Below are 10,518 nucleotides of genomic sequence, written 5' to 3' on the forward strand. Positions count from 1 at the left end.
GGTGGACCCCTCCCGTGTGGACACGACCGCGGACAACGGATCCGCGCGCATGATCGCGTGCGTGATCAACGGTCGGTGACGGACCCGCCGCCGGTCAATCCGCCCTCGCGCCACCCGCCGTAGAGTCGGTCCGGTCCGTGCCCCGGCCATGGAGAGGAACCACCGTGCGGCTGCGCTGTGCTGTGCTCGACGACTTCCAGAACGTCGCGACCGAAGTCGCCGACTGGTCGCCCCTCGCGGACGACGTGGAGGTCGTCCAGTTCACGAGTCACTTCCCCGGCGAGGACGCTTTGGCCGAGGCCCTCGCCGACTTCGACATCGTGGTCACCCTGCGCGAACGCGTCCCCTTCCCCGCGTCCCTGATCGCCCGGCTCCCGCAGTTGAAGCTGCTGATCGCCTCCGGCATGCGCAACACGGTCATCGACTACGCCGCCGCCGAGGCGCACGGCGTCACCGTCTGCGGTACGGCGAGCTCCTCCACGCCGCCCGTCGAGCTCACCTGGGCCCTGCTGCTGGGCCTCGCCCGCGGCCTCGTGCAGGAGAGCAACACCCTGCGCTCGGGCGGCCCCTGGCAGCACACCGTCGGCGCCGACCTGCACGGCCGCCGGCTCGGCGTGCTCGGCCTGGGGAAGATCGGCAGCCGGGTGGCCCAGGTCGGCCTCGCCTTCGGGATGCACGTCAGCGCTTGGAGTCAGAACCTCACCAAGGAGTACGCGGACGAGGTCGGCGTCCACCTGGCCCCCTCCAAGGAGGTCCTGCTCGCCGACAGTGACTTCGTCTCCGTCCACCTCGCCCTGAGCGACCGCACCCGCGGCCTGGTCGGCCCCGACGAGATCGCCCTGCTCAAGCCAACGGCGTATGTGATCAACACCTCACGCGCGGCGATCGTCGACCAAGCCGCGCTGCTCTCCGCCCTGCACGAGGGCCGCATCGCGGGCGCCGGCATCGACGTCTTCGACACCGAGCCGCTCCCCGCCGACCACCCGATGCGCACCGCGCCGCGCCTGCTCGCCACACCCCATCTGGGCTATGTCTCGCAGGCCAACTACGCGACGTACTACGGCCAGGCGGTCGAGGACATCCAGGCGTACCTGGCGGGTTCACCGGTACGACGGCTGCCCTGACGGCCGCGGTCAGGCGATGCCGACCGCCGGGGTCTGCTCGGCCTCGGCCGGGCGCCGGTAGATCCCCTCGCTCCGGCGCAGGTGATGCAGGTCGACCAGGTAGCGCCGGAGCGTCACATGGTCGATGTCGTCGCTGTCCTCGCACCAGGCGCGCAGCTTGTCGTTGACGGTCCGCTCCGGGTATTCGACGCCCGGCTCGAAGGTCTGCTCGGCGATGTGCCGCAGCACCAGCTTCTTGCGGGTCCACCGCGCCGGCAGCCGGACCAGCCGCCCGTCCCGGACGAAGGTCCGCAGGACCATGTCGGTGGGCCCGTCGCCGGAGGCGGGGCCCGTGGCGGCCCCGTCGCCGTTCTCCCGCTGCGCCGCCGCCCGCGCGTACTCCTTGAACAGGCCGTACGCCACGCCCAGTTCCCCGGTGTCCCCGGCCGTCACCACGCCCTGCTCCCGCAGCCGCCGCAGCGACACGGCCGTCTCCTTCGCGGACAGCCCCGCCGCCAGGGCGACCTGCTCGGCGTCCTGCGCGCCCAGCGCCACGGCGGCGAAGGCGCGCACCCGGGTCTCTTCGGCGAACAGTCGGACCAGTTGTTCCGTCGGATCGGTTGCCATGTCCGGAGGCTAGTGGACACGGGCCGCGGGGCTGAGTGATTTTTCGGCGGGCCCGGGCGTCAGGCGTACCGGTAGATCTTGGACACGTCCTCCAGCTCGTCCGGGGTCACGTCCCAGGGCGGCAGCCGTTCGTCCCGGGCGACGATCCGGCGGTACTGCACGCTGTCCCGGCCGGGCGGCTTCGCCGGCAGATAGCGGTGTTTGCGGTGGCGCCGCTGCCAGCGCTGCCACTGCATGTCCACGAAGGCGTGGTGCAGCCAGAAGACGGGGTCGTTGACGGACGCGCCGCCGAGCATCGCGCCCCCGACCCAGCGGTGCACCCGGTTGTGGTTGCGCCAGGAGTCCCTGCCGCTGCCCCACCCCTCCAGCTTGTTGCGGAAGCCCTTGGTGACCGTCGAGTCCCAGGGGGCGACGTCGTAGACCGGGTCGTCGAGGGCCTGCTTCAGGTCGGCCTTGGTGGGCAGGGCCATCGGGTTGCGGGAGCGGCCCAGGTCCCGGGTGAGGAAGTCGCCGTCGGTGACGCTCGCCCGGATGGTCCAGTTCCCGGTCCGGTAGGCGAACGGCCCGGTCATCACCTGCCGGTCCCCGGGCCGCCCGTTGCCGCCGAGCAGTTCGTCGGTCCACGGCAGCGAGGTGGTCTTCCGGTCCCGGGTCCAGTCCCAGTACGGCACGGTCACCGAGGAGTCGACCCGCCGCAGCGCGTTCTCCAGATCCAGCACGAACCTGCGGTGCCAGGGCAGGAAGGAGGGCGCCATGTGAGCGGCGCGCAGACCCCGGTGACCGTCCCCGACGAAGTGCGCGATGTGCAGCCGTACGAACTCGTCGTACTCGCCGCGCCGTTTGATCTCCAGCAACGCCTCGACGAACCGCCGCCGCTCGATGCGCGTCAGCTTGGTCACGTTCTTACGCACGTACGCCATGCTGCGCCTCCCTGTGCGGATGTCCACCGCCGAACGGCCCGGGAGCCAGGTCACGCAGTCGCCCGCCGGACCCGAGTTCGTCGACGGCCGCGCGGGTCGCCTCCAGCGGGGTCCGGTACCAGCCGTAGTGGTCGACCATGCTCAGCCAGGTGCCGTCGGCACGGCGCATCAGGTGCAGCGGCCGGCCGTCCACGGTGACGTGCCAGGCGACGTCGAGGGCGGTGAGGCCGCCGAGCGACATGGGGGCGCCCTTGATATGGCGGCCGCGGTAGGTCTCGTCGAAGGCGGTGTCGGTGTCCGGCGGTCGCTCCGCGGACCGGGAGGGCCGGGAGGCGGTGACGACCGGGGCGAGCGCCACCGCGGCGGAGGCGAACAGCAGCCGCCCCAACTCCCGCCGTGTCCGCCCCTCCGGCCCGCTGCTCACCGCGGTGCCCGCCCCCTGCACCGCACCCACCGAGACCCCGTCTGCGCTGACGGCCATCGCTCACTCCTCGTACGGTTCGGCTGTTCGTACGAGTAACCGCGCAGGTCGCTCCGCGGTCACCACCGAAGCGCCCATACGGTGCAATGGTCAGCTCGTCCAGAAGTCCCACCAGCGGGTCAGGATCAGCATTCCGACGATGCCGATGTGCAGCACCGGAAGGACCCAGGTGAACTCGGCGAAGAAGGTCTTCACCGGGCCCGGCGCGGGCAGGAAGCCGTTGCGCACGGTGAAGGACGCCACGTACCAGAACAGCGGGATCGTCGCGAGCCAGGCCAGACAGCACCACAGGCACAGGGCGTTGATCCGGTACAGGGACTCGAACTGCAGCCAGGAGACGAACCCGACCCCGAAGAGACAGCCGGCCGCGAAGGTCAGCCAGTACCAGCGCGGGAAGGCCGCCCCGGCCAGCAGGCTGACACCGACGCAGATCACGATGGCGTAGGCCGCCAGGCCCAGCATCGGGTTGGGGAACCCGAAGGCCTCGGCCTGGTCGCTCTCCATCACGCTGCCGCAGGAGACGACGGGGTTCAGGCTGCAGCCGGGGACGAAGTCCGGGTTCTCCAGCAGCTTGAACTTGTCGAGGGTGATGACCCAGGAGGCCAGCAGCCCGGCCGCTCCGCAGAGCACCAGCAGCAGGGCGAACGCCCGGCTGCCGCCGACGGTCCGGCGCATCGGCCGCGCAGCGGCGCTTGAGTCAGGGGCCACCGCGCGACCTTATCCACGGCCCCCGCAGCGTTCCGGCGCACGCTCACCCGACCGGCCGACACCGCGCAGGGCCGTCCGCCCGAACGAGGGACGGGGACCGCGTCTCGATGTCGTCAGCGGTGGCCGGTGATCAGCAGGGGACGGTGATCAGCGGTAGACGCGGAGGTAGTCGACGTCGAAGGTGATCGGGGCCGGGTCACAGGGGGCCGCGTGGTACTGGCCGGCGCACAGCGACAGGTTGAGGATCGGATACGCCGACCAGGCGGGGCCGACGCCGGTGCCGTCGGCGAAGACGCGGTCGCCGTTGACGTACCACTCGACGCAGGTCGCGCCGAGGGCGGTGCCGATGGTCACCCACCTGCCGGGGCCGATCGCGTCGACATCGGTGTAGTACGTGGCGGCGTGGTTGACGTGGTTGGACAGCTCCAGCAGGTGCGGGTTGTCCGAGTGGTACTCGAAGCAGTCGACCTCGTTCTCGCCGTCCTTCCACGTCCACAGCGCCGGCCAGGCTCCGGTCCCGCAGGGCAGCCTGACGCGGGTCTCCATGTAGTCCCCGGCTCGCACCCGGAACTCCTCGGCGGAGTACTCGGTGGTGAGCAGGCCGGTGTGCCAGGCCTGTCGGCCGTTCTCCAGGGTGCGGCCGGCCGGTGTGGCGGTGAAGGTGGCCACGCCGTTCGAGACGGTCACGGCGCTGGTGGTGAGCCAGTCGAGCTTGTTGTCGTCGGGGTTGTGATCGCAGTAGCGGTAGGCGCTCGATCTGTCGCCGGTCCATCTGGCGCCCCAGGCGACCGGAGCGGTGAATTCCTCCGCCCAGATGAGCGACCTGCCCAGGGCCGCGGCCGGCGTGAAAACGTCGCTGTCGGTGGTCATGGCGGCGAGGGTAGGCCGCGGGACGTCCCGGACCGGACCGGCTCGACGAAGGTTCCGCTCGACAATTCCGAAATTCATCTTTTTGATAGCGCAGGCGGCCCAACCGGACCGTGGTCACCATACGATGAATTGATTCGCCGACCAGATGCCAATCCATCCGAATCCCGTTGCACATTCCATTCTTCACTCCACCGACTTTCATGCGTATGGAGTAACGCGTCGCTTTTGAAGCGCTGTTGGACTGCTATGTTCTCCAACCGTCGGATCAGAGGTACTTTCAAGCGAGGTGAATGATGAAGAAGGCAGTTTTCACCACTGCGGCTTTGGCCATCGGTGCGGGTCTTGTGGGTGGCTCGGCCGCCGCGGCGGTGGCCGCCGGAGGATCGGGAAGCCCTGCCGGGCCGCTCGGTCTCATGTCCCCGACCAAGGTGACGCCGGCGGTGGTGCCCGCGGCCGACACCGTGGCGCGTCTGGCGCGCGACGGCGGGATCGCCAAGGGCAGCGCATTCGACAAGAAGAACCCGGGTGGCATGTCCGGCGTATACCTGGACGGTATGGACCCGGACGCCGCCAAGCGGCCCACGATTCCGGTGAAGAACCCGGCCGGAAGCGGTACCGTCCAGGTCCGCCCGCTGCAGGCCCCGACCGCCTCCGGGCTCGGCACCTTGCTCCCCAAAAAGTGACGACCCGGCAACCTTACGAGTCGCCCGTACCGGCGAAAGCCGGCCCCGGAATTCTGAGACTCTGATCCGGTTCTCGACAGCCGGAGGCCTTCGGCGGCCCGGACATTCGGTCCGGACCGCAGCTCCATCTCCGCACCCGGCGGGCCCGCAGGCCCCCTGGCGCACGCGGACCAAGCGTCCCGGCCCACCGGCCCACCCCTTGCCGGTGGGCCGGACGCATGTCGGCAGCCCGTTCCGGACGCGCCATTCGGCAAACGATCCGAAGCATTTCACGGAAGACCGTGCGGATTCCCAATCGGCTCCCGGCGGGCACTCGGCATTGCGCCATCCGATGGAATCTAGCCGCGTTTGAATGTTCCCACCGTGACTTATGCGTGCATATACGGGTTTCCTTTTCGTAAGCGTGCGCAACCGTGAATTCAGGAAGGAACCAAGTTGCCCAAGAAGTTCGCGGTCATCACGGCCCTCGCCCTCAGCACCGTCGTCGGCAGCGCCGGCATTGCCTCTGCCGGCGGCTACCCGAGCAGCAACGGCGACACCACCACCGTCAAGGGCGGTAGCGGTTTCTCGTCGTCCCCGGTCGTCGTGAACGAGCCCCAGCAAGGCGTTCTCATCGCCAACGGCACCGTCGTCGACCTTCGCTGCGCCGTGCCGTGGTCCAACGGAGCCGTTCTCGCCGCCACGATCGCGCCGAACTCGAAGTACGTCGGCTGCAACACCGGCAAGATCGAGCAGGCCCGCAACTCCGTCCACAAGGGCGGCCTGCTGTTCTGACCCCTGCTCCGAGCAATTCGCAGCAGGTAAACACCAAGCGCAGCCCGGAAAGGCTCAGCTCATGCTTAACAAGGTTACGGCCATTTCCGCCCTCGCCGCGGGCATCGCCCTCGCGACCGGCGGCACCGCCGCGGCCGACAGCAACACCACCACCGTCAAGGGCGGCACCGGCTTCTCGTCGTCCCCGGTCGTCGTGAACGCGCCGCAGCAGGGTGTGCTCATCGTCAATGGCACTCTCGTCGACGCTCGCTGCGCCGTGCCGTGGTCGAACGGAGCCGTCCTCGCCGCCACGATCGCGCCGAACTCGAAGTACGTCGGCTGCAACACCGGCGAGATCCAGCAGGGCCGCAACGAGATCCACAACGGCGGCCTGCTGTTCTGACCCCTGCCGCGAACCATTCGCAGCAGGTAATCCTCAACGCAGCCCGGAAAGGCTCAATCATGCGTAACAAGGTTACGGCCATTTCCGCCATCGCCGCGGGCATCGTCCTCGCGACCGGTGGCACTGCGGCGGCCGACACTGACACCACCACCGTCAAGGGCGGTAGCGGCTTCTCGTCGTCCCCGGTCGTCGTCAACGACCCGCAGCAGGGTCTTGCCATCGTCAACGGCACCCTGATCGACGGTCGCTGCATCGCCCCGTGGTCGAACGGCGCCGTCCTCGCCGCGACGATCGCGCCGAACTCGAAGTACGTCGGCTGCAACACCGGCAAGGTCGAGCAGGCCCGCAACTCCGCGCACGTCGGCGGCTTCCTGTTCTGATCAGTGCTTCACCCATGGCGGTCCACCGGTGAGCCGGCGGGCCGCCATCGGCTTGCCCGCACCCTTTCCGGCGCAAGACCTTCTGATGCAAAACCGTGGGCCCTGTCTGCGTCAGCGTGCAGACAGGGCCCACGGTCAAGGAGCGCCGGCAAGGAGGAAAGAGCGCCCATTCAATTGGTCCAACGGAGTTGCCACGCCCCAGGTCACCCTGAATCGTCCGTTCGGCCCAATGGGAATTTGCGTTCCCGCGTACATGCCGAAGGGCCGGCTCCGCACTCGGAGCCGGCCCTTCGGCGTAAAGGAACGAATGGTCTACCTGATGCCTACCGGAGCGGAAGTCCACCGAGCAGCTGGCCGTCGACGGGGTTCGGCAGGGCACCGCCGATGACGGGGGTCTTCACGACGCCCTGCGACTTCATGCCCTTCTTGACGTTGTCCGCCGTGCGCTTCACGTTGTTCCCCACGTAGCCCGTCGGCACCTTGGCGGCCGAGGGGAGGCTGCGGGCGACCGTCTTCCCGTTGTCCACGAGGCCCGACGCCGGCATGTTCACCGCGGAAGCGGCGGGCACGGTGGCACCGGCGATGGCGAGGGAGCCGACGACGACGGCAGCAGCCTTCAGGTTCTTCATCATGTTCCTTTCCAGGAAAATCATCTTCGGTAACTCGCGTTCTCCTGGGCTAACGATGGCCACGCCGCAGGGGAAACTCTGCCGCCGCCAACTTCCGGGAACTCATACGAGACGACCGATCGACGACCGCCGCGCAACCGCAGCGGGTCCGAATGGGTGATCCCCTGCGAGAAACAACTCCGAAAACGTCATCATTCCAACACACTTGACTGCTTCTCGGATAAGTATGGATAAGTGGCTGGTGTTGCTCGTCTCTTTGGTCCAGTAAGCCACACGTCGTGTCGCTGGTTCGGACTCTTTTCCTCGGAAGGGCAGCCTCGGTCATGCGCATTACGCCGCACATCCTGCATGTGGCGCAGCCCGTCGAGGGCGGTGTCGCGCGGGTCGTGACGGACCTGGTGGCGGCTCAACTGGCCGCGGGGCTGCGGGTGACCGTGGCCTGTCCGCAGGGCGGCACCCTGACCGACGCCCTGCGCACGCTGGGCTGCACGGTGCGCCGCTGGGACGCGACGCGCTCTCCGGGGTACCGACTCCCGGCCGAGGTACGGCAGTTGGCCCGGCTGTGCCGTGACGTGCGGCCCGACCTGGTGCACGCGCACAGCGCGAAGGCGGGGCTAGCGGCAAGGCTCGCGGTGCGCGGCAGCCTGCCGACCGTATTCCAGCCGCACGCCTGGTCGTTCGAGGCCGCTGAAGGACTCGTCGCGCGCGTGGCGCTGGACTGGGAGCGGTTCGGGGCGCGTTGGGCGGCACGCGTGCTGTGTGTGAGCGAGGCCGAGCGGCTCACCGGGGTGCGGGCCGGCATCACCGCCCCGTGGCGGGTGGTTCCGAACGGGGTCGACACCCTCAGGTTCCGGCCTGAGGGAGACAGCGCACGGTCCGGGGCCGGCCCGCTGGTCGTGTGCGTGGGCCGGCTGTGCCGTCAGAAAGGGCAGGACGTGCTCCTGGCGGCCTGGCCCGAGGTGGTGCGGCAAGTGGCCGGCGCGCGGCTCGTGCTGGTCGGCGACGGCCCGGACGCGGACCGGCTGCGTGCAGCTGCGCCCGCGTCGGTGGAGTTCGCCGGCACGACGAGCGACACCGCGCTGTGGTACCGGGCCGCCGACGTCGTGGTCCTGCCGTCGCGCTGGGAGGGCATGGCGCTCGCCCCGCTGGAGGCGATGGCGTGTGCCCGGCCGGTCCTCGTCACGGACGTGGACGGAGCCGGCGAGAGCCTTCCGCCCGGACATCTGCCGTCCTGCCTGGTGCCGCCGGACGACCCGGCCGCACTGGCACGGGCGCTCACCGCGCTGCTGCTCGACGAGCCGCTGCGCGCGGCGCTGGGCGCCCAGGGCCGCGCGCATGTGCTCGCCGGCCACGATCTGCGGCACGCCACGGACGCCGTGAGCGACGTCTACCGCGAGCTGCTCGACCTCGTCACCGCGCAGGTCGTCGGACCCAACGAGGGCAGGAAGTGCATCACCACATGACCGCGGACAGCACCGTTGCCTCACCGGGGCAGCAGCGGGCGCCCGAGGGCGCCGTCACCGTCCTTGCCCCGCGCGGCTTCTCCGCCGGACGCCGGGGGCCCGCCGGACGGGAAGCCCGTAGTCCGCGCCGGACCTCCCGGGTGTCCCTGGGGCTCGTCGACGGCGGCGGCGTCCTGCTGGGGGCGCTGGTCCTGCCCGTGTCCCACAGGTCCCCGCTGGTCATCGCTCTGCTCGCCCTCGGTGTGGTCGTGCTGAACCGGCGGGCCGCACTGTACGACACCCTCGTCGTCCCCGGCGCGCTCGACGAACTGCCCGCCGTCTGTGGCCGGATCGCCGTCGGCTGGGCGGCCGTCGTCGCGCTCTCCCCGCTGCGCTCGCTCGCGCCTGCCGTACTGGTCACCGCCGTGGTCGTGCACTGCGCGGCGGCCTGTGCGGGCCGGGCGGCGGTGCACGGGTTCCGGCGCCGGGCACTGCGGCGCCGGCCCTCCCCCGCTCTGGTGGTCGGCCCCTTCGCGACGGCCCGACGGGTCTCGGCCGCGCTGCTGCGCCAACCCGACTGCGGAGTACGGCCGGTGGGTCTCGTCGCCGACGACCCGGAGTTCCTCGGCGAGACCGACGGCGAGCCCGAACTGCCGGTGCTGACCACGGCGCTGGAGGCGCGCCGGGCGGCGATCCAGAACGGGGTGGAGGAGGTGCTCGTGGTGGGCGCCGGCACCCGGGAGGAGAAGGCCGCCGTGCTGCGGGCGCTGGCCGCGTACGGATGCGTGCTGTGGGAGCTCGACGCGGACCCGGCGTCGTACGGACTCGGCGGACACCGCCCGGGGGCCGGGCAGTTGGCCGGGTTCTCGCGCAGGTTGCTGGGCTCGGGGCACGGGCCGCGGCGCGGGAGCGTGGGCAAGCGGGTGCTCGACGTGGTGCTGTCGGGGGCGCTGCTCGTACTGGCCGGACCGGTGCTGCTGGTGTGCGCGGTCGTGCTGCGGGTGATGGACGGTCCCGGCGTGGTGTTCCGGCAGGAGCGGATCGGCAAGGACGGGCGGCCCTTCACGATGCTGAAGCTGCGCACCCACCGGCCCGCGAGCGACCACGAGGCGGCGACGCGCTGGAGCGTGGCGAACGAGCAGGACATGAGCCCGTTCTGTCACTTCCTGCGCCGCACCTCGCTGGACGAGCTGCTGCAGCTGTGGAACGTGTTCCGCGGGGACATGAGCCTGGTCGGGCCCAGACCCGAACGGCCCTTCTTCGTGGCCAAGTTCAGCCAGGCCCACCCGGGCTATCCGGCCCGCCACCGGATGCGGACCGGCATCACCGGGCTCGCGCAGATCCACGGGCTGCGCGGGGACACCTCGATCGAGGACCGGTGCCGCTACGACAACGCCTACATCGACAACTGGTCGCTGTGGCAGGACGTCTGCATCCTGCTGCGCACGGCGGCACAGTTCGTCCGGCCGACGGGGAGCTGAGCACCGGTGACCACTTCCGCGGCACCTTCACCCGCATT

General features: G+C 70.2%; 13 protein-coding genes. 7 read left to right on the top strand and 6 right to left on the bottom strand.

Going from position 1 to position 10,518, the window contains the following annotated elements; genetic code table 11:
• Nucleotides 1–164: 164 nt before the first annotated feature.
• Nucleotides 165–1,124: a D-2-hydroxyacid dehydrogenase family protein gene (locus tag AB5J55_RS14870; protein ID WP_369271141.1), complete on the top strand. Its 960-nt coding sequence runs from the start codon at nucleotides 165–167 to the stop codon at nucleotides 1,122–1,124.
• Nucleotides 1,125–1,133: 9 nt separating this feature from the next.
• Here the strand turns inward: AB5J55_RS14870 and AB5J55_RS14875 are convergent, their stop codons facing one another.
• The 5 genes from AB5J55_RS14875 to AB5J55_RS14895 all read right to left on the bottom strand — a co-directional run bounded on the left by AB5J55_RS14875 (nucleotide 1,134) and on the right by AB5J55_RS14895 (nucleotide 4,709).
• Nucleotides 1,134–1,730, bottom strand: a complete 597-nt coding sequence (locus AB5J55_RS14875) for a DUF2087 domain-containing protein (RefSeq protein WP_369271142.1) — start codon at nucleotides 1,728–1,730, stop codon at nucleotides 1,134–1,136.
• A gap of 59 nt (nucleotides 1,731–1,789) precedes the next feature.
• On the bottom strand, nucleotides 1,790–2,650 hold the full coding sequence (locus AB5J55_RS14880) for a tyrosinase family protein (RefSeq protein WP_369271143.1): 861 nt from the start codon (nucleotides 2,648–2,650) through the stop codon (nucleotides 1,790–1,792).
• The gene (locus tag AB5J55_RS14885) at nucleotides 2,634–3,131 is read right to left on the bottom strand and encodes a tyrosinase family oxidase copper chaperone (protein WP_369271144.1); all 498 of its coding nucleotides are present in this window, start codon (nucleotides 3,129–3,131) and stop codon (nucleotides 2,634–2,636) included. The genes AB5J55_RS14880 and AB5J55_RS14885 overlap by 17 nt, the downstream gene beginning before the upstream one ends.
• Nucleotides 3,132–3,221: 90 nt before the next feature.
• Nucleotides 3,222–3,806 (bottom strand): vitamin K epoxide reductase family protein, encoded by a 585-nt coding sequence (locus AB5J55_RS14890; RefSeq protein ID WP_369276186.1) that lies wholly within the window; start codon nucleotides 3,804–3,806, stop codon nucleotides 3,222–3,224.
• A 180-nt stretch (nucleotides 3,807–3,986) separates the two neighbouring features.
• Entirely contained in the window at nucleotides 3,987–4,709 is a 723-nt protein-coding gene (locus tag AB5J55_RS14895) for a beta-glucanase (RefSeq protein WP_369271145.1), read from the bottom strand.
• A 413-nt stretch (nucleotides 4,710–5,122) separates the two neighbouring features.
• Between AB5J55_RS14895 and AB5J55_RS14900 the strand changes: the two genes are divergently transcribed.
• The 4 genes from AB5J55_RS14900 (at nucleotide 5,123) to AB5J55_RS14915 (ending at nucleotide 6,928) form a co-directional block, all read left to right on the top strand.
• Entirely contained in the window at nucleotides 5,123–5,392 is a 270-nt protein-coding gene (locus tag AB5J55_RS14900) for a hypothetical protein (RefSeq protein WP_369271146.1), read from the top strand.
• Between the two features lie 435 nt (nucleotides 5,393–5,827).
• Entirely contained in the window at nucleotides 5,828–6,166 is a 339-nt protein-coding gene (locus AB5J55_RS14905) for a hypothetical protein (RefSeq protein WP_369271147.1), read from the top strand.
• Nucleotides 6,167–6,227: 61 nt separating this feature from the next.
• Nucleotides 6,228–6,548, top strand: coding sequence for a hypothetical protein (locus AB5J55_RS14910; protein ID WP_369271148.1), 321 nt, complete (start codon nucleotides 6,228–6,230; stop codon nucleotides 6,546–6,548).
• A 59-nt stretch (nucleotides 6,549–6,607) separates the two neighbouring features.
• On the top strand, nucleotides 6,608–6,928 hold the full coding sequence (locus AB5J55_RS14915) for a hypothetical protein (protein ID WP_369271149.1): 321 nt from the start codon (nucleotides 6,608–6,610) through the stop codon (nucleotides 6,926–6,928).
• 323 nt (nucleotides 6,929–7,251) lie between these two features.
• Here AB5J55_RS14915 and AB5J55_RS14920 read toward each other — a convergent pair whose 3' ends face one another.
• Nucleotides 7,252–7,560 (bottom strand): hypothetical protein, encoded by a 309-nt coding sequence (locus AB5J55_RS14920; protein ID WP_362382700.1) that lies wholly within the window; start codon nucleotides 7,558–7,560, stop codon nucleotides 7,252–7,254.
• Between the two features lie 320 nt (nucleotides 7,561–7,880).
• Between AB5J55_RS14920 and AB5J55_RS14925 the strand changes: the two genes are divergently transcribed.
• Nucleotides 7,881–9,020, top strand: coding sequence for a glycosyltransferase (locus AB5J55_RS14925; RefSeq protein WP_369271150.1), 1,140 nt, complete (start codon nucleotides 7,881–7,883; stop codon nucleotides 9,018–9,020).
• Entirely contained in the window at nucleotides 9,017–10,480 is a 1,464-nt protein-coding gene (locus AB5J55_RS14930) for a sugar transferase (RefSeq protein ID WP_369271151.1), read from the top strand. The genes AB5J55_RS14925 and AB5J55_RS14930 overlap by 4 nt, the downstream gene beginning before the upstream one ends.
• Nucleotides 10,481–10,518: the final 38 nt, after the last annotated feature.

Origin of the sequence: Streptomyces sp. R11, from assembly GCF_041051905.1 — a bacterium.
GTDB lineage: Bacteria > Actinomycetota > Actinomycetes > Streptomycetales > Streptomycetaceae > Streptomyces.